The organism is Tepidiforma bonchosmolovskayae (genome assembly GCF_008838325.1).
Classification (GTDB): domain Bacteria; phylum Chloroflexota; class Dehalococcoidia; order Tepidiformales; family Tepidiformaceae; genus Tepidiforma; species Tepidiforma bonchosmolovskayae.
Genome location: NZ_CP042829.1, coordinates 2729474 through 2746948, shown reverse-complemented (window position 1 = coordinate 2746948; position 17475 = coordinate 2729474). Strand labels below are relative to the sequence as shown.

The following is a 17475-nucleotide window of genomic DNA, read 5'->3' as shown; positions in this document are numbered from 1 at the left end:
GCCGCGAGCGCCCGGGGACCAAGCAACTTATGACGTCTGACCCAACCCTTGACAAACTCTTGATATCCGGAACTTCCGACTGCGGCCGTTGAACGGCAACTCGACAGAATGTCCCGTGCAGGCGCGCAGAGTTACCGTCGACTAGACAAACTCGAGGGGTCGTTCGGCACTGAAGGGGGTGAGCTCTTCCTTGATGTCGAAGCGCACCTGTTTCCAGGTGAACTTCACGGCCTTTTCGCCCTTCTCGGGGAGCGGCTCGACGATCGCCTCGAACATGCCCTGGTTGGTGACCTCCTTCGGCTGCGAAAGCAGCTGCATGAAGCCTTCGGCGGCTTCGTGGGTCTCGAGCATGCGGGGCTGCCACCTTCCGAAGACCTTCGGGTTCTCCGCGTACTCGTTCGTCATCCCCGTGCGCACGAAGGGATAGAGGACAGAGAAGGCAGACACGAGCTCAGCGCTCCGCCCGAGGTTGACCTGCAAGACCTTCGGGAGCTGGAGCACGGCCCAGTTGGCGATGGCGTACCCGGGGACGCTGACGCCCGGGTCGATGGCCTGTCGCGAGGAGATGTACACGAACTCGATCGGCTCGTTGGCGTACACGGCCTCCCCGGACCAGAGGTGGGTCATCGCCATGAAGCCATCGATCTTCGTGTCAAGCACGAGGCGGGTTTCGGTGAGGTTGTTGATGAACGCCTGCCGCACTCGGGCCCGCCGCATCGCCATCGACTCGCCTTCGATTTCGCGGAGCGAGCGGCCGAACGAGTAGCCCTTTTCGGTGAGCCCCGAGTTGCAGATGACGAGATTGGGGATGCCGCCCATCTTCTTAATGACATAACTTCGACTGGCCCACAGGTCCCCCATGTTCGTGACGTCGGCCTGCAGGGGGAACGCATTGACGCCCTGGCTGCGCAGGTACTCCACCAGGTCGAGGCCATCGTCGTAGGACGAGTGGAAGTGGACGGCGACACTCTCGGCGCCGTTCAGGCCGGCTGCCAGTGCAAACGACTGGCCGAGGCCGCCGTCCTTGCCGGCTCCGGAGATGAGGACGCGCTTGCCTTTGACCCCGGCCGAGAACTCTGCCGGAAAGCGGAACTTGTCTGGGTTGACCGTGAATGCCATGTGCGAACTCCGAAGGTATTGGTTCGCATTATGGCAGAGGGCTGGCCTATAGCGCAGTCGTGGCCGGTATTACCGAACCCCGGCGCGCGGCCGAATCAGCCCGCGCCGCGCTGCCTCCTCGATAATCTGCACCACGTTGGTCGCGGCCCCTTTCCGGATGCTGTCTGTGACGGTCCAGAACGTGACCCCGCCCGGGGTGGAGTGATCCGGCCGGAGACGCCCGACCAGCACCCGGTCCGTCCCGGCGACATCCATCGGTGTGGGGTATCGCTCAGCGGCCGGGTCATCCATCAGCTCGATACCTGGCGCAGCCGCAATCAGCTCCCGCGCCTCAGCCGCCGTCATCGGGCGTTCGAACTCAGCCCAGACGCTCATCGCATGCCCGAAGAACGTCGGGATGCGCACGCAGGTCGCGCTCACCCGCACCTCCGGCGCATGGAGGATTTTGCGCGTCTCGTTCGCCATCTTGAGTTCTTCCTTCGTGTAGCCGTCGTCGGCGAACAGGTCGATCTGCGGGACCGCATTGAAGGCGATTTCCCGCTTCTGGGTGCCGCTCGGCTCGTGCCGCCCGGCCAGCGCGGCCTCGGTCTCGCGCCGAAGCCCCTCGACGGCTGCGGCTCCCGCTCCGGCCACGGCCTGGTAGGTGCTCACGATGACGCGCTTGAGCGGATTGACCCGGTGGATCGGGTTCAGCGCGAGGACCATCGGGGTCGTGGTGCAGTTCGGCTGGCTGACAATCCCGCGGTGCCACTCGAGGTCCTCCGGGTTGATCTCCGGGATGACGAGCGGGACGTTCGGGTCCATCCGGAACGCGCTCGAATCATCGATCACGAAGCTCCCATTGGCGGCGGCGATCGGTGCGTACTGTTTCGATGCCGCGCCGGACGCCGAGAGGAACACGATGTGGTCGTCGGGCCCGAAGCTTTCGGCGGTCGTCTCCTCGATGACAATGTCGCGCCCGCGGAACGGCACTACCCTGCCTGCCGACCGGGCCGTGGCCAGCAGCCTCAGGCGCGCAACCGGGACCCGCCGCTCGTCGAGAATCTTGAGGAATTCCTGGCCGACGATGCCGCTCGCGCCGACGACGGTGATGTTATAGGCCTCCATCGGGAGCTCCGAAGACGAAGTCTGTCCTGCCATGGTAGGGGCTCAGGACGACCCGGTGAACCCGCGACCGCCCAGTCCCCGCGCCGGTACACTTCCTCCACCCTTTCGCGGAGTGCAGCCATGGAGTTCGAGGACCTCCTCTACCGGGTCGACGGGCCAATCGCATGGGTCACCTTCAATCGCCCCCAGTACCGCAATGCGCAGTCCTGGCGCCTGCTCGATGAGTACGACCGCGCCATGGACCTCGCGGTAGCCGACCCCGCGGTTCGCGTCATCATCACGCGGGGCGCCGGCGGGAACTTCTCGAGCGGGCATGACCTCGGCACGCCGGAGCAGGCTGCGGACCGGGCGGCGCGCGGCATCGCCGATGCCGGCATCGAGTTCTATGAGAACTTCCGGCACTACAACCTCGACCTCCTGGTCAAGTGGCGGAATGCGCCCAAGCCGACCATCGCCATGGTCGAGGGCTACTGCATCTTCGCCGGGTGGATGATGGCGGCCTGCGTCGACCTCGTCTTCGCAGCGCGCAATGCCCTGTTCCTGCCGGCCATGCTCGAGTACTTCTCCCTTCCCTACGACGTGGGCGTCCGCAAAGCGAAGGAGCTGATGTTCGAGAGCCGGTTCCTGACGGCTGAGGAGGCGATGCAGCTCGGGTTCGTCAACCGCGTCTACGAGCCTGAGGAGCTCGAAAGGGAGACGGCCGGCTATGCCCTGCGCGTCGCAGAGAACAATCCAGTCGTGGTGCGCCTCTCGAAAGCGGCCGCCAACCGGGCGCAGGACCTGATGGGCTACTCCGCCTTCCTCGATGCCGGGCTCTCGGACTACCTCGTGATGATGGCGAACCGCGGCGAGGCGCGGACCCGCGGAGGCCGGCGGCTCGGCGGGGTCGAACTCGCGATCCGCGGGCTCCGCGGCGAACGGCCGGGGCTCACGCCGCGTGCGGGCGGCGAAGCCGCGCCGTAAGGCGGCCAGCGACCTCCTCAATCTCGGGGATGCCCAGCGCCCTGGCGGCCGCTGCATAGGAGAGCGCGCCGACGACAACCCCCGCTGCGGCACTCACGGCGGCTTCTGCCCATGTGTCGTTCCGGAGGACTGTCGAGACGACGGCAAGGGTTGCCCCCATCCCGGCGCCGGCCAGGGAAATGCGTGCGATGCCGGCGAGGTCGGGGCGCGGGTCCCAGCCGGTCCGGCGGACAAAGAGGGCGTACAGGCCGAGCCACTCCACCCACGACGCCGCTCCGACCGCGAACGCAAGGCCGCGGACGCCAAACGGCTGCCACAGCAGTGCCCCGAGCACGAGGTTGATCGCGACCGCGAGCACGGAGAGGGCCACGGGTGTCCGGGTATCGCCGAGGGCGTAGAAGCCGCGGCTGTGGATCTCGATGCCCGCCTGCGGGACGATGCCGAGGCAGTACCAGCCGAGCGCTGCAGCCGTCATCAGCGCGTCCGCCCGGGTGAAGGCGCCCCGCTCCAGGAGAGTGATGACGGCCGGCTCGCGCAGCATCGCGAGCCCCAACGCTGCCGGTACCGTGAGGAACATGATCAGGCGCAGCACGCGCGAGACCGTTTCGTTCAACGCATCGAGTTCGTCGCGCGCCACCTGGCCGGCAAGCCGCGGGAATACCGCCGTCGAGAGCGCCATGCCGAAGAGCGCGAGCGGCAATCCCGCAAGAAGCCACGCGTAGGTCATGTTGGAGATGGCCGAGGCGCCGACTTTCGATGCGAAGAACCCCGTCACGACGAAGTTGAGCTGGGCGGCGGCCAGCCCCACCACGCGGGGTGCCATCAGGCGGCCGACCTCCCGGACTGCCGGGTCGCCCCACCCGAGGGTCGGCCGGTAGCGGAATCCTTCGCGAATGACCCCCGGGACCTGCACCCCGAGGTGCATCCCAGCGCCGAGGACGACACCGAATGCAAGGCCGTTGACGCCCCAGCGGTCGGCGAGGACAACAGCGCCGAAGATGATGCCGAGGTTGTACAGCATCGGTGCGAGCGCCGGCAGGAAGAACCGCTCGCGCCCGTTCAGCATGCCGGTCAGCATCCCGCTCGCAGCAAAGAGCAGGGTCGACGCAAGCATGATGCGGGTCAGTTCCACCGCCCGTCCGGTGAGCTCCGCTGAGCGGCCGAGGTCGTCGCCCAGCCCCGGGGCGATGGCAGGCACGAGAACGGGTGCGAGCATGAACGCCGCCAGGCACAGCGCGGCCGTTGCGAGCACGACCAGATTGAGCACGCGGCTGGCCAGCAGCCAGGCTGCCGGCGGGCCCTCGCGCTCGAATTTCCTGGCAAACACGGGGATGAAGGCGCTGCCGAGCGTCGCCCCGGCGAGCACCTGGAAGATCAGGTCCGGGATGCGGAAGGCGACGTTGTACGCGTCGAGCTCCGGCGAGGCGCCGAAGGCGCTGGCGATGACGATGGTCCGGACGACGCCGAGCAGCCGCGATCCTACGAACCCGAAGGCCACAATGGCCGCCGCGAGGGCGAGCCCGCCCCCGACTGCGGCCCGTCGGGACCCCGCGGCTCCGGGCGCATCGGCCATGCGCGCATGCTACGGCGGACGAAGGCTACGGGCGTTCAGCCCTCCCGGAAGGCGATGGTCGCAATCTCCCACGGACGAAGGTCGAGCTGCCAGCTGCCCTCCCGGCCATCGAGCCCGGCGGGATTCCGTTCGAGGAGGTCGACCCGTGCCGCCTGCCACCCCGCGAGGGCTGGCGCCTCGAGGGTCACCGGTCCGGCCGCCGGCCCGCCGTAGACCCTGATGAGGGGCTGGCCGGTCTCCTCGCTCCGGTGGGCAGCGCTGAGCGTCGCATCGCCTGAGATGCCGACGAGCGCGAGGAATGGCGGCAGCGGGCCTTCGTGGCCGTTGGTGGCCCAGCCGATTGCGGGAAATGCCCAGGCGCGGGCGAGGCGGTCGATGCCGGCGTCGTGCCACCCGCCTGTGTACGGGGCAATTGCGAACGCAAAGGAATGCCGCCCGGGGCACTGGCTGTCGAACGTAGCAACGGTTGGGCCGGCGCCCCCGCGCCGGGTTCGGAGGTCCGGTCGCGATAGCCAGCCCACGCACCGCAGGAGGGTTAGGGCAAGGGCCTTCCTGCCGTTCCAGTCGACGATTTCTCCCTCCGGCAGGCCGCGGTTGAACACCGCCACACCCAGCCCATTTCCCTCGGCAGCAGCGAACGTCTTCTGCGGGAAGGTGGAGGGCGGGAGTTCCGCGCTCACGCCGTTCCACGGCACCGGTGCGAGGCCACGAACGGCGACGTGGAAGTGGTTGTCGGTTACGGCGCACGCGGGGACGAACGGCAGCGGAACGAGCGCGCGCAGCCGGTGGTCCCGTGCGCGGTTCTCGACCGTGAGCCGCAGCTCCACCAGGGGCAGACCGTGCCAGAGGCGGACCGCAACGTCGATGGGCTGGAGGACCCGCTCCCGGCGGGAACGCCGCTTCCGTCCCCGGCCCAGCCGTGCCGGCAGGTCGAAGGTGAGCGTGTACCGGAGCTCCTGCCAGGCAGGGGTGCTGACAGTCCCGGCGAGCGTGACCGCTGCGGGCTCGTCAACGCCGTCCTCGAGGATATCCGCGTTGTATTCATCTCCCCGGTCCCCCTCGGAAACAACGATGCACGCCGGGTCGAGCACCATGCCGGTTTCGCGGTCATGCACCGCCAGGCGCGCGCCGTACAGGCGGAGGTCGAACCGGTCGTTGCGAAGCCGCCGGGCCGAGGGTGTTCTTCGCGGCCGGGCAATCGCCGAATTGACAGGCACCGCCAGCTCCAGCCCGGCCGCCGCAGCGGATGGGAGGACCGCCGAAAGCCGGGCGCGGGCGCTCGTTCGGACGATCACCTCGGCGGTGTCGGCCAGTCCTTCGCTGGCAATCCGGCGCACGGCCTCGCGCACGTCCGCCTCATCAACGACGGTGATGTCCGGCCCGACGGTCGTGGTCACGCGCAGGTGGCGGTCGTCGAGCTCCCACGCCATGGCTTCAATGGCGTGGACGTCGTACCGCTGCTCGCGCAGGAAGTCCAGGTGGCGGAGAGCGCCGCGCGGGCTTACCTGCTCATGCACCAGGACGTCTCCGCCGCCAGCGGGATCCAGCGTGAACGGCACCTCCGCACCGCCCGGCAGGCGCAGGGCATCGAACTGCGCCCACCCCGCAGGGACATCTGCCTCGATGATGCACGGGGCGCCCGAGACCGGCCGCCATACGCCGAGGCCCCCTTGGGGCGGGACCTCGATTCGCCGCAGGAGGTGCCCGGCCGCCTCGCGGGCGACCTGCAGCGCGAGCTGTTCCGCCCGGTCGTACCGGGGCAGCATCTCGCGGTGGACCTGGTCGACGCTGCAGCCGCAGATGGAGTCGTGGGGCGTGTTTTCGAGCTCCAGCCGCCACGCGTGGCGCAGAGCCGGCCCCCCATCGGGGCCGCCGTGGAGGCGGGCGAGCAGCTCGAGCGGCTCTGCGTACCGCTCGAGCGCGCGGGTGACTTCGAAGTCGCGCTGCTTGAGATATAACCGCGACGAGAGCACGCCGACGAGCACATTCGAGCGGTCCGGTGAGCGGAGTTCGCCGCGGAGCACCACGTCGTCGATCCCGGCGTCGAGGACGGCACGCTCATACTCGGCGAGGGTCGCCAGGACGAAACGGTAGCCGCGGCCCTCCGCCGCGGCCAGCACCTTCGGGACGTGCGGCTCCATCCGGGAATGGTCGGTGCCGTTCATCAGGAGGGCTGGCAGCCCCTCGCGGAGGTCACGCTCCTGCCGCCGAACCCGCTCGAGGAAGTCGTCGACCTGTTCAGGCAGCCGCCAGCCGCTGGAGTAACTGTTGCGGAGGTACAGAACGGGAATGCGCGTTCCGTCGGGCGCCTCCCACCAGAAGCTCCACCCGGGGACGTGATCGGGCACCCCCCGCCAGAGGCAGGCGCTTGTGAGGCCGAGCTGGCGCATAATTTGCGGCATTTGGGCAATGTGCCCGAACTGGTCGGCGCAGTGCCCGACCCGGAGGCACCCGCCCATCCGCTCCGCGAAGCGGATGCCCCGCTGGAAGCTGCGGATATGCGATTCGGCGGAAGGGAGCAATTCGTCCGGCTGGACCCACCACGGGCCGATAACGATGCGGCCAGCCTCGATGAGTGCGCGCAGCCGCCCCTCATTCTCGGGTCGCAGCTCAAGGTAATCGGCGATGACGATGCTCTGGCCGTCCAGGTTGAAGCAGCGGAACGCTGCATCCTGCTCCATATGCTCAATAAGCTCGTCGATCATCCTGACGAGCCGCCAGCGAAAGAGTTCGTGGGGCTGGTACCACTCCCGGTCCCAGTGGGTATGCGGGACCACGTAGACCGTGCGTTCCATGGCGGGCCTCCCTCGACTCCGTTCCGGCGATTGTACGGGGCAGGCCATTGCTGCTTGCACCTGCACGTGCGGCAGTGTTCCATCAGCCCGTGCCGACCTTCACCCACGATGCGCTCGAATTCGCATACGAAACCGCCGGCCACCCTGAGCTGCCGGCGGTGGTCCTCCTGCACGGCTTTACAAGCGACCTGCGGATGTGGCACCCCGTCGCCGAAGAGCTTGCCCGGCGCTACTTCGTCGTCATGCCGGACCTTCGCGGCCACGGGCGGAGCGCCGCTCCCGAGGACCTGAACGCCTACACGGCAGAGGCCCTGGCCGGGGACGTGCTTGCCCTGCTCGACCACCTCGAGCTGGAGGTTTGCGCCCTCGCCGGCTGCAGCTTCGGCGGGATGATTGCGCTCCAGGTTGCGGTCACTTCTCCCGGCCGGCTCGCCGCGCTGGCTGTCAGCGACGCAGGTGCAGCCTACGCGCACCCCCGCTACGACGAGCGCTACTGGCAGCGGGAACGTGCTCTCGATGCCTCGACTGAGGTTGTTCGGAAGTTTGGCACGGCCGAGCTCGGCCGGCGGGCGGCGCGCGGCCTGGCGGACCCGTTCCTGGCCCGCGGGCTCCGTGAGCGGTATGCTCGCCTCTCGGCTGACGGCTGGGTCGGGTGCGCCCGCGTGCGGAAGGAACGCCCTGACCTCCTTCCGGTGCTGCGGAGCCGGCTGACCATGTCGGTCTTGATTGCATACGGCGAAGACGACCCCGTTCGGTGCGCCGCAGAGGTGATGGCCGACGAACTGCCTGCGGCCCGCGTCCTGATGGTCCGCGGCGCCGGGCACGGCCTGCCCGTCGTCGCCCCGCACACCTACGCCAGGGAACTGCTGCGCTTTCTCGAGGACGTCGAGGAAGGGCGCGACGTGGCGGGCCGCCCCACGGCTGGCTGAACGGCCGGAAATCCCGGGAATTTCGAGGCGCCGAGCGAAATGGTAGAGTGTCGCAGGACGCGACCGGCCCCTAGCGCGTACCCGCTTTCGGAGTCCAAACGATGGGACGTTCCAGTGTCACAGCCGAGCGGCGCCGCCAGATTATCGACGCAACCGTTCGGGTGATGGGGGAGAAAGGGTGGCAGGAGGCGTCAATTGACGAAATCAGCAAGGCCGCGGGTGTCAGCCGCGGGCTGGTTTCCTACCATTTCGGCGACAAAGCGGCCCTCCTTGCCGGCGTCCTCGAGCGCTGCCGCGAAGTGTTTGTCGATACGGTCGCCGTCTCAGTCGGACCCGGGCTCGACCCGGTGTATCGCCTGCGGATGGTGACCCGGACCGCCATCCTGATGGCGCGGAAGGAATCGCTCACCTATGACGTCTTTTTGCACTTCACCGCCAGTGCCCGGACCGAACGGGCCCTCGGGGACCGCCTCCGCGAGCTCTACCGGGACTTCCGGCGCGGTATCGCCAGTGCGATTCGCGACGGGCAGCGCAGCGGCGCCTTCCGGCTCGACATTGACCCCGATGCGGCTGCAGCCCACCACATCGGCACCATTATCGGCATCGCCTTCCAGTGGCTCCTCGACCCCGACGGCTTCGACCTGGACCTTGCGGCGCGCAACGCTGAGGACGCCCTCGTCTCGCACCTGACCCGCAGGTTCCCCCAGTTCGCCGAAGCCGACGGCTGACAGGCGGCACGCCCCTTATTTCAGCGCGATAGCGTTCGGTGGAGACCCGATGCCGCCCGTTTTGTTGAGCGGCGCCGAAACGAGGAAGGCCTCGTAACGCCCGTCGGCGGCGCAATCGGCCGCCAGCCGCGAGAGGTCCCACAGCTCCCCGATGGCCATCCCGAACATCCCGAGGAGCCACTCGTGGAGGAAGCCGCCGTGCTCACGCCGCGGCGGCCACGCTTCGACCGACGGGAGGTCGCTGGCGATTGCGCAGATGTGCAGGTTCCAGAGATACGCGGCCATTTCCTCGCCCGCCGTGATGCCGGGCGCCCGGAAGGTGGCCATGTTGGCCAGTGCCGCCCGGGCGCGCTCATCCAGTCCCTCGTACCATTCGGTCCACCCGGTCCGGAGCAGGAGCACATCACCGGTTTCGAACGTGACGCCCTGGGCAGCCCGGCACGCTTCCAGGTCGTCCACTGTGAAACGCCGGTCACTGGCGAAGTCGATGGGGTCACCGCGGGAGCCGAGGAACCGCCCGATGTCGAGGAGAACAGCGCGGCCCGCAATCCCCCGGCGGGCCCAGTGGTCGATGCCGCCTTTCGAGCCCGGGCGGCCGGTGACCTCCTCCTTGCGGATGCCGTTGTAAAACCCGTGCTGCGAGTTCCCCACGTGCACCAGCGTGTCCCACTGGCTGCTCGCCTGCGGATAGAAGTTGTCGAGGACGTCGTCGTGGTGGATGGCGCCGCCGAAGATGGTCTGGCGGACCGCCCCACGATTGAAGAGCGGCGGGTTCGGGAGCTCCATGTTCCAGTTCAGGGGGAACATCACCCCGCGCTGAATTAGCCGGGCCGCCCTCGCAATGCGCTCAGGCGTCTGGAGGTTGAAGAGCCCGACCTGGTCGTCTTTGCCGAAGAGCCACCACGCTGACTTCGGCGGCGCGCCTTCGACCGCCGGGAGCTGGTCAAATGTCGGAAGTGCATCATCGTGTGCCATGACCGCGGATTGTACGCGCCGCTGTCGTTGCGGCGACCTCAGCGGTTGAGCAGGTAGCGGGCAAGCGTCTCGGCCGCATCGGATTGCCCGGCGAAGACGAGGGTGACCTCATTGCCCTGGGCTTCGAGCTGGACCACGGTGACGCTATCGCGCCGTACGGCCGTCAGCATCCCTGCCCCCGCGGTCAGGCGGTCTGCGCGCCGCTCGAGGAGGTCGCGGTGCCGCGCAGCGAACTCGCCTGCCTCCTTCGCGTCGGAGAAGCGGATACGCCAGGCCATCGCTGCCTGCCCGCCGGGTGTCCTGTACAGCCGGACGGCGTCAGCAGTCCAGCCTGCAGCGGCCTGGAGCGAAGGCAGGGCCGGCAGAGCGGATTGCAGGTAGCTGGCGATGAGGAACTCTCCGAGGGAGTCCGAATCGTTCGCCTGCCATCCTTCAGCCGGCACCCCCGGCGGGATCGCCACGCCTGACGGCGTCCAGCCGGTCCGGGGGAGGTCAGGGTGGAGCACCAAAGCAGTCGCAAGCGGCACCCCGTCGCGCAGGAGGTGGTCGACGGCGCCGGCATCGTCTCCGCGAAGCAGCGCCACCCACTCGGTGCCGGTCACGTACTGGAAGCTGGATTCGCGTGCCAGCGCCGGGGGCGGCGCCGTCGGGACGGGGGGCGGCTCGACCGCAGCGCCCGGGCTGAGCCGGGGCAGGAGTACGCTTGCGGTCCAGCGGGACTCGGTCCAGGCGGCGTCGCCTTCGAGCAGGGCCCGCAGCGCAAGCCAGGCGTCTGTCGTCCCTGCGGCACGCTCCAGGGCCGGGATGTCGAAGTGGTAGTCCTGGAGCGCGTGGGCGAATTCGTGCGCCAGCAGCCGCTGCTCCCACGGCTCCAGCCCCGCCGGCGACCCGGGCAGGGGGCCGTCGCGCACGAGCCAGACTTCGCGCTTGCCGGGGACGTAGAACGCGCCGACGGCCGCGTCGAGCCCCGAACGGGAGGCCGCGGCGTAGTCCATGCCCTCGGGCAGCAGGCCGAACACCCGGTAGATGGTCGACAGCCGCGTGAGGCGGGCATCGTCGCCCGTCGAGGCGGCATCGAGCACGGCGGGCAGGCTGTCGCGCGGAACCGTGCCGATGCGCAGGGTAGACGGGGGGGCGAGCCCGCGCTCGGCGGCAACCTGCGCCAGCATCGCGGCGTAGTCCGGGGGAAGCGGTACGGCGGCAGGCCTGCGCTCGCCGCTGCCGTGAGCGCAGGCCGAGACCGCAACGAGTACGGCAGCGACGGCGGCAATCGAAAACGAACGCAGCACCCGGGGCCAACCTTGCCCGAATCGTCGCACGTTGGCTATCCTCGACGAAACGGCGCATTCGTCTAGTGGCCTAGGACACCGCCCTCTCAAGGCGGAGATCGCGGGTTCGAATCCCGCATGCGCTACCAGGACAGTTTCGCGGGGCCCGGTGTCGACACCGGGCCCCGCGCGTTTACCATGGCCCCGTGCAGCCGTTCCTGGAGGCCCGCAATGCGTTTCGCCGATGATGCGACGATCGAGGCCTATCGCGAGGCATGGTCGGCCTGGCAGAAGCAGCTCGACCACCTCCACCGCGTCTTCCTCGAGGGAGAGCCGATTCGCCCGGACCAGCTGAAGGGGCTCCTCGGACGCGAAGCGCGGGCGAAAGAGCGCTGGGAGGCGGCCCGCCGGAAGCTGCTCGGCCTGGATTCGCCGCTCGCAGAGCCCGGCGGCGGGCCTGCAGAGGGTGGAAACCCGTTCAAGTGACGGTCAAGGCCGGGACCTTCGCCCGCGTGCCGGCCGGCGGCGTGCCCCTACAATGGACAGTGGCATGGCACGACAGGGAAGCATCGCACACCCCCGTCTGAACCGGACGACCGGCTACCTGTTGCTGGCGCTCCTGGCAGCCATTCCAGTGCTCCTCTTTGCGGCCGGTCCGCTCTCGAGCGGCAGTTTCAGCCTGCGCGGCCCCGGAGGCCCGCTCCTGGCATTTTCCGCGGGTGTGCTCTCGTTCGTTTCGCCGTGCGTTCTGCCGCTCGTCCCCATCTTCATCGCCCAGATTTCCGGCGCCAGCATCGAGAACGGCCGGGTGGTGGCCAGCCGGCGGGTCACGTTCACCCACGCGGTGGCGTTCGTTACCGGGCTTTCGGCCGTGTTCATCGCGCTCGGTGCAGCGGCCGGACTCCTCGGCTCGTACGTCCTCGTGGATAACCAGCAGCGGCTCGGGGAAATCGCCGGCGCGATGCTCGTCCTCATGGGGGTGCTGGTCATTCCGCCCCGCGGCCGTGCTGAGCCGCTGCTGTCGGCGCTCCTGCTGTTGCTGTGCACGGGTGTCTTTGTCCTGCTCGCCGACCTCGGCGACCTGCAGAATGACCGGTTGCGACTGGCCGCGCTGGGTGTGGTGCTGCTCATTGTGTGGCTGCGCTTCGCCGGATATGTCCAGCTTTCTGTGCTGCAGCGGACCTTCGAGGTGCCGATCGCGCGCAACCACGGGGTGGGCTACCTCCGGTCGGCGTTCGTGGGCGGGGCCTTTGCGCTGGGGTGGACCCCGTGCGTCGGACCGATCCTCGGCTCCATCCTGACCCTCGCAGCCACCTCAGGCGAAGCGCTGCGGGGGACCTATCTGCTAACCTGGTACGCGGCCGGGCTGGCCGTGCCCTTCCTGATGGCCGGCCTCGCTGTCTCGGATGCGCAGCGGGTGATCCGGCGCATCCAGCGGTTCGGCCCGATCATCGAAATCGTCAGCGGCATGGCCCTGATCGTGGTCGGTGTCCTGCTGGTCAGCGGTCGGCTGACGGCACTCAACGACTTCTTCACATTCGCGGACTTCAACCAGGGCCTGTAGGACAGGGTGCCCCCTCCACACCGCTTGCGGGCGGCCCGGGGCCAGAACAGGTGCCCGGAAGCGGCCGGCATGGTAGCCTGTCCCGTGACGCACAGCGGCGCGTTCGTCTAGAGGCCCAGGACGCCACCCTTTCAAGGTGGAGATCAGGGGTTCGAATCCCCTACGCGCTACCAGAGCACCACTGGCGAGGCCCGGCAGATGTCGGGCCTCTTGTTGTTGCACCCGGCCCGGCAGTTCGCAGCTGGCGCGGCCGCCGCCTCGTTGTCGCCCGGGCCAGGGCGCGGGAGCCGCAGTGAACCTCGACCGGGTGCAATCGGCCGGAAGCCCGAAAGGTGAACGGCGTCCCATGCGGCCCGGCGGAAACGCGAACGGCCGGGGGATGCCCGGCCGTTCATGAGTGCGTTGCGTAACAGTTCCTGGGGGTTGGTGGAGCTGAGGGGATTCGAACCCCTTACCTCAACACTGCCAGTGTTGCGCTCTCCCGATTGAGCTACAGCCCCGCCCTACTCTCACTCCCGATGGTAGCAGCAGGCGCCCTTCTGCGCCAAACCTCGTGGCTCCAGACTGCCCTACCGCCGCGTCCGCGGGTCGAGCGCGTCGCGCAGTCCGTCGCCCAGGAAGGTGAAGCAGAGCATCAGCGTGGCGACCATGAGCGTTGGCCAGACGAGCTGCACTGGATGGACCTGGATGGAATCCAGCCCGGCGCCGATCAGCGAGCCGAGCGATGCGTTGGGGGGCGGCACGCCGAGGCCGATGAACCCCAGCGTGGCCTCGGCAAAGATGGCGAGCGGGATGCCGAACGTCGCAGAGACGATGACGGCGCTCAGCGTGTTCGGGAGCATGTGGACGCGCACGACACGCCAGGGGCTGGCGCCCATCGCCCGCGCGGCCGCGACATAATCCTGTTCCTTGATCGAGAGCATTTGGCCGCGCACCAGGCGAGCGACCGTCGTCCAGCTGACGAAGGAGATGGCGATGATGGTGACGAGCAGCACCCCGTTGAGGCCGGGGATCTGCGGGTCGCCCTCGCCGATGATGGGCCAGTTCCGGCCGAGCAGCACCTGCCGCAGGAGGATGATGGCCAGCAGGTCGGGGAAGGCGTAGGCGAGGTCGGTAATCCACATCAGAACGGTGTCGCTCAATCTCCCGGCGAGCGCCGCGGCCATGCCGATGGTGACCCCAATCAGCAGAACGATGACCTGGGTCCCGATGCCGATTTTCAGCGAGAACAGGGTGCCCTGCAGAAGACGGGACCAGAGGTCGCGGCCGAGGGTATCGGTGCCCAGCCAGTGGTCCCAGCTCGGATTCTGCTCGGTTGCCTGGAAGTCCGGAACGGTCGGGTCATACCGCTGCACGGTCCGGCTCACGTCGGCCGCGAATGACACCGCGGCGATCACGAGCAGGATGACACCTGCCGCGACGGCGAGCCGGTTCCGGAGGAGCCGCTGCCACGCCTGGGCCCAGAGGCCGCGCTGTTTGGTGTGCAGCTGCTCGCTGAGGAAGTCGAATGGCTGGGCGATGGGTTGATCAGTGGCGGCCACGGTGGCAGTCCTGGCGGGAGGATGTTTCCAGCGTATCAGTACCGGATGCGGGGGTCGGCAAGACCGTAGAGCAGGTCTACGACCAGGTTCATGAAGGCGATGATGACCGCGTAAAAGACGGTCACACCCATGATGAGCCCGTAATCGCGGATCAGCACGGAGCGGACAAATTCGCGCCCGAGCCCGGGGATGGCGAAGAGGGTCTCAATCACGAGCGAACCTGTGATGAGCCCGGCAAAGATCGGCCCGAGGACCGTGAGGACCGGGATCATGGCGTTCCGCGCGGCGTGGCGGACCACCACAACGAACTCGCTCAGGCCTTTCGAGCGTGCGGTGCGGACGTAGTCCTGCCGCAGCACTTCCAGCATCGACGCCCGGGTAATGCGCGCGATGAACGCCATGGGCAAGAATCCGAGCGCGACGGTCGGCAGGACCACCTGCCGCCAGTTGCTGAAATCACCCCGGAACCAGTCCGTGAAGCCGTAGTCGGAACTGAGCACGTTGAACCAGCCGAGCTTCACCGCGAAGACGATCGTCAGGAGCGGGGCCAGGACGATCGACGGCATGGCTGCGCCGATGGTCGCGATGAACACCCCGGCGTAGTCTCCGGGACCGTTCTGGTTCAGCGATGAAAGGATGCCCAGGGTCAGCCCGAACACCGTGGCGAAGAGGAACGTGGCGATGCCCAGCTGCACGGAGACCCGCATCCGCTCGCGGATGATGTCGGTGATGTCCCGGTTGTTCGCGATGGAGATGCCGAAGTCGAATTTAGCGAGGTTTGTCAGGTAGTTGACGTACTGGATCGGCAGCGGGTCGTCGAGCCCGTATCGGCGTTTCAGGTTCTCCAGCGTCGCCGGCGGCAGCGGCTTGTCGGTGTCAAACGGACCGCCTTGGACGGCATGCATCAGCAGGAAGGTGATGGTGGCGATAGCGATGATGAGCGGGATCATCGCAAGGATGCGCCGGATGGTGTAGGCGACCATAGCGGTGTCCTTCGAACGTGGCGGAGCCGGGACCGGGCCCGGTCCCGGCTCCGCTGCGATTCAGCCCGTGCGAGACGTTACTTCTTCGACGTCTTCCAGAGCTCGATGTACCAGTCGCCCGGGACGAAGGTATCGCCCGGCCGCTTGTTCTCGACCATCCCGGAGATGTGCGGCTTCACCAGGAAGGCGGCGAGGGTGTGCCAGAGCGGAGCGATGCCGTTCGCCTCCTGGAGCAGGAGCTTCTCGGCCTCCCGGTACTGCTGGCGGCGCTGCTCGTCATTCGTGTTGAACTTGGCCTTCGCGATGATGTCGTCGAGCGCCTTGATGCTGGTCTTGGTCTTGTTGATCGAGCCGCCCGTCTCCCAGAGGCCGAGGAACCAGTTCTCGGGATCCGGGTAGTCCTCCTGCCAGCCGCCGACGACCAGCTGGAAGTCCGAGCTGTTGAACCGGGAGGAGCGGGTCTTGGAATCGACAAACTCGAGCTTGAGGTCGATGCCGAGGTGCTTCTTCCACTCGGCCTGGAGGAACTCGCCGAGCAGCTTGTTGGTCTGGCTGTCCACGAGGAGCAGGGTGAGCTGGGGGAACCCCTTACCGTCGGGGTAGCCGGCCTTGGCCAGGTTCTCCTTCGCCTTCGTCGGGTTGAACCCAAGGATGGCGTCGTACTCGCCGCCCTTCAGTCCGTTGCGGGCCGGCGGCACCCAGCTGGTCGTTGGCGTGTTTGCGTCCTTGAAAACGACTTTGACCAGCGTTGCCCGGTCCGTGGCCTGGGACAGCGCAAGACGAACCTCGGGCTTATCGACCGGGCTCTTGGTGACGTTAAACTCGAGGCCGATGGTGCGCGTCGCCGGGTAGAGCTGGAGCTCCTTGGCGAACTCGGTCTTCAGCTTGTCGAGTTCGGGCTTATTGGCAGCAGTGGCATCGACTTCGCCCGTGCGGTAGGCGTTGTTCAGGACCGCCGCGTCGTCAACGTACTTCAGGACCACTTTTTCGACGCCGACCTTTGTGCCGGTCCAGTTCGGGTTCGGCTTCAGCTCCATGCTGGCCTTCTCGGTGTACGCGGCGGGCATGAACGGGCCGTTGTACACGTTCTCGAGCGGGCCGGGCCAGGGAGCGTCAACGCTGGCGAGCTTGTGCTTCGGTGCGGGGAAGGTCGGCCACAGCGCGAGGATGATCGGGAAGGTCGGCTGCGCCTCCTGCAGCTTCACCTCGAGGGTCTGGGCGTCAACGGCCCGGACCCCGACCTTCTTCCGGAGCTCTTCCTTCTCGGCGGCCGACTTCTGTGCGGCGTTGTAGTAGTCGTCGCAGCCGACGATGTTGGTCAGGATGTACTGGTAGTGGCCGGCAACATCAGGGTTGCAGGTGCGCTGGATGCCCAGGACGAAGTCCTCGGCCGTGAGCGGCTGGCCGTCCGACCACTTCAGGTCCTTCTTGAGCTTGATGGTGTAGGTCTTGCCGTCGCTGGAGACCTGGGGGGCGCCGTCAGCCATGGCGGGCTGGGGCTTGTCGTTGACGTCGAGGTGGTACAGGCCGCGCCAGACATACACGAAGTGCGTAATGTCCTGCGCGAAGTCGGAGAAGTGCGGGTCCCAGGTTTCAAACTGGGTCGCGCCGATCGTGATCGTGCCCGAAGGGCCGGCTGAGCCCTGCGAGCCGCCCGGAGCTGTCGCGGTAGCGGCCGAACCGCCCCCGCCGGAGCCGCTGTCGTCATCGTCGTCGCCGCAGGCGACGGCCGCGACGGCGACGGCAACGATGGCAGCCGCGCTGAGCAGCATGCGCCAGTAACGTTTGGTCATCGGTCGTGGTTCCCTCCTCTTTGCGATTGACCGACCGGTAAGGTGCTCTCCGGTTTGCGTAGTGTCAACAAACTTTTACCTGCCGGGCCGCGATTTCATCGGCCTGAAACGTGCGCTGGCCTACCTCCTTCCGGGCC

The 17475-nt window shown here is 67.8% G+C and carries 14 protein-coding genes and 3 tRNA genes; 7 read left to right on the top strand and 10 right to left on the bottom strand.

Features of this window, described 5'->3' with window-relative positions:
• Positions 1-141: 141 nt before the first annotated feature.
• Both Tbon_RS13620 and Tbon_RS13615 read right to left on the bottom strand, forming a co-directional pair.
• Positions 142-1119, bottom strand: coding sequence for an SDR family NAD(P)-dependent oxidoreductase (locus Tbon_RS13620; protein WP_158068203.1), 978 nt, complete (start codon positions 1117-1119; stop codon positions 142-144).
• 69 nt (positions 1120-1188) lie between these two features.
• Positions 1189-2226 carry an aspartate-semialdehyde dehydrogenase gene (locus Tbon_RS13615; protein WP_158068202.1) on the bottom strand — a complete coding sequence of 346 codons (1038 nt, stop codon included), beginning with the start codon at positions 2224-2226 and terminating at the stop codon, positions 1189-1191.
• A 120-nt stretch (positions 2227-2346) separates the two neighbouring features.
• Here Tbon_RS13615 and Tbon_RS13610 point away from each other — a divergent pair, with 120 nt between their 5' ends.
• The gene (locus Tbon_RS13610) at positions 2347-3189 is read left to right on the top strand and encodes an enoyl-CoA hydratase-related protein (RefSeq protein WP_158068201.1); all 843 of its coding nucleotides are present in this window, start codon (positions 2347-2349) and stop codon (positions 3187-3189) included.
• On the opposite strand, the gene murJ is transcribed toward Tbon_RS13610, so the two are convergent.
• Both murJ and Tbon_RS13600 read right to left on the bottom strand, forming a co-directional pair.
• Complete coding sequence (gene murJ / locus Tbon_RS13605) at positions 3155-4762, bottom strand: murein biosynthesis integral membrane protein MurJ (protein ID WP_158068200.1); 1608 nt, start codon at positions 4760-4762, stop codon at positions 3155-3157. The two genes, Tbon_RS13610 and murJ, sit on opposite strands and share 35 nt — an antisense overlap.
• Positions 4763-4797: 35 nt before the next feature.
• Positions 4798-7557, bottom strand: a complete 2760-nt coding sequence (locus Tbon_RS13600) for a glycoside hydrolase family 38 N-terminal domain-containing protein (RefSeq protein WP_192498016.1) — start codon at positions 7555-7557, stop codon at positions 4798-4800.
• A gap of 89 nt (positions 7558-7646) precedes the next feature.
• On the opposite strand from Tbon_RS13600, the gene Tbon_RS13595 reads away from it, so the two are divergent.
• Both Tbon_RS13595 and Tbon_RS13590 read left to right on the top strand, forming a co-directional pair.
• Complete coding sequence (locus tag Tbon_RS13595; protein WP_158068198.1) at positions 7647-8486, top strand: alpha/beta fold hydrolase; 840 nt, start codon at positions 7647-7649, stop codon at positions 8484-8486.
• Positions 8487-8587: 101 nt separating this feature from the next.
• Entirely contained in the window at positions 8588-9214 is a 627-nt protein-coding gene (locus Tbon_RS13590) for a TetR/AcrR family transcriptional regulator (RefSeq protein ID WP_158068197.1), read from the top strand.
• A 15-nt stretch (positions 9215-9229) separates the two neighbouring features.
• Here Tbon_RS13590 and Tbon_RS13585 read toward each other — a convergent pair whose 3' ends face one another.
• Positions 9230-10189 (bottom strand): cyclase family protein, encoded by a 960-nt coding sequence (locus Tbon_RS13585; RefSeq protein ID WP_158068196.1) that lies wholly within the window; start codon positions 10187-10189, stop codon positions 9230-9232.
• A gap of 38 nt (positions 10190-10227) precedes the next feature.
• Positions 10228-11478 (bottom strand): hypothetical protein, encoded by a 1251-nt coding sequence (locus Tbon_RS13580; protein ID WP_158068195.1) that lies wholly within the window; start codon positions 11476-11478, stop codon positions 10228-10230.
• Between the two features lie 51 nt (positions 11479-11529).
• Here Tbon_RS13580 and Tbon_RS13575 point away from each other — a divergent pair.
• The 4 genes from Tbon_RS13575 (at position 11530) to Tbon_RS13560 (ending at position 13194) form a co-directional block, all read left to right on the top strand.
• Positions 11530-11606: transfer RNA gene (locus Tbon_RS13575), tRNA-Glu, on the top strand.
• 82 nt (positions 11607-11688) lie between these two features.
• A complete protein-coding gene (locus Tbon_RS13570; RefSeq protein WP_158068194.1) occupies positions 11689-11943 on the top strand; it encodes a hypothetical protein in 255 nt (84 codons plus the stop codon).
• Positions 11944-12007: 64 nt separating this feature from the next.
• Positions 12008-13021 (top strand): cytochrome c biogenesis CcdA family protein, encoded by a 1014-nt coding sequence (locus Tbon_RS13565; protein WP_158068193.1) that lies wholly within the window; start codon positions 12008-12010, stop codon positions 13019-13021.
• 96 nt (positions 13022-13117) lie between these two features.
• Positions 13118-13194 (top strand) — tRNA-Glu (locus tag Tbon_RS13560).
• Between the two features lie 251 nt (positions 13195-13445).
• On the opposite strand, the gene Tbon_RS13555 is transcribed toward Tbon_RS13560, so the two are convergent.
• From Tbon_RS13555 to Tbon_RS13540, 4 genes are all read right to left on the bottom strand, one after another.
• Positions 13446-13521, bottom strand: a tRNA-Ala gene (locus tag Tbon_RS13555).
• 69 nt (positions 13522-13590) lie between these two features.
• The gene (locus Tbon_RS13550; protein WP_158068192.1) at positions 13591-14562 is read right to left on the bottom strand and encodes an ABC transporter permease; all 972 of its coding nucleotides are present in this window, start codon (positions 14560-14562) and stop codon (positions 13591-13593) included.
• Between the two features lie 35 nt (positions 14563-14597).
• Positions 14598-15545 (bottom strand): ABC transporter permease, encoded by a 948-nt coding sequence (locus Tbon_RS13545; protein WP_158068191.1) that lies wholly within the window; start codon positions 15543-15545, stop codon positions 14598-14600.
• Between the two features lie 77 nt (positions 15546-15622).
• On the bottom strand, positions 15623-17338 hold the full coding sequence (locus Tbon_RS13540; protein WP_158068190.1) for a peptide ABC transporter substrate-binding protein: 1716 nt from the start codon (positions 17336-17338) through the stop codon (positions 15623-15625).
• Positions 17339-17475: the final 137 nt, after the last annotated feature.

Excerpts from the sequence above, each read along its gene's own strand:
- Tbon_RS13620 (WP_158068203.1), bottom strand. The coding sequence starts at position 1,119 with ATGGCATTCACGGTCAACCCAGACAAGTTCCGCTTTCCGGCAGAGTTC.
- Tbon_RS13615 (WP_158068202.1), bottom strand. The coding sequence starts at position 2,226 with ATGGAGGCCTATAACATCACCGTCGTCGGCGCGAGCGGCATCGTCGGC.
- Tbon_RS13610 (WP_158068201.1), top strand. The coding sequence starts at position 2,347 with ATGGAGTTCGAGGACCTCCTCTACCGGGTCGACGGGCCAATCGCATGG.
- murJ (WP_158068200.1), bottom strand. The coding sequence starts at position 4,762 with ATGGCCGATGCGCCCGGAGCCGCGGGGTCCCGACGGGCCGCAGTCGGG.
- Tbon_RS13600 (WP_192498016.1), bottom strand. The coding sequence starts at position 7,557 with ATGGAACGCACGGTCTACGTGGTCCCGCATACCCACTGGGACCGGGAG.
- Tbon_RS13590 (WP_158068197.1), top strand. The coding sequence starts at position 8,588 with ATGGGACGTTCCAGTGTCACAGCCGAGCGGCGCCGCCAGATTATCGAC.
- Tbon_RS13585 (WP_158068196.1), bottom strand. The coding sequence starts at position 10,189 with ATGGCACACGATGATGCACTTCCGACATTTGACCAGCTCCCGGCGGTC.
- Tbon_RS13570 (WP_158068194.1), top strand. The coding sequence starts at position 11,689 with ATGCGTTTCGCCGATGATGCGACGATCGAGGCCTATCGCGAGGCATGG.
- Tbon_RS13565 (WP_158068193.1), top strand. The coding sequence starts at position 12,008 with ATGGCACGACAGGGAAGCATCGCACACCCCCGTCTGAACCGGACGACC.
- Tbon_RS13545 (WP_158068191.1), bottom strand. The coding sequence starts at position 15,545 with ATGGTCGCCTACACCATCCGGCGCATCCTTGCGATGATCCCGCTCATC.
- Tbon_RS13540 (WP_158068190.1), bottom strand. The coding sequence starts at position 17,338 with ATGACCAAACGTTACTGGCGCATGCTGCTCAGCGCGGCTGCCATCGTT.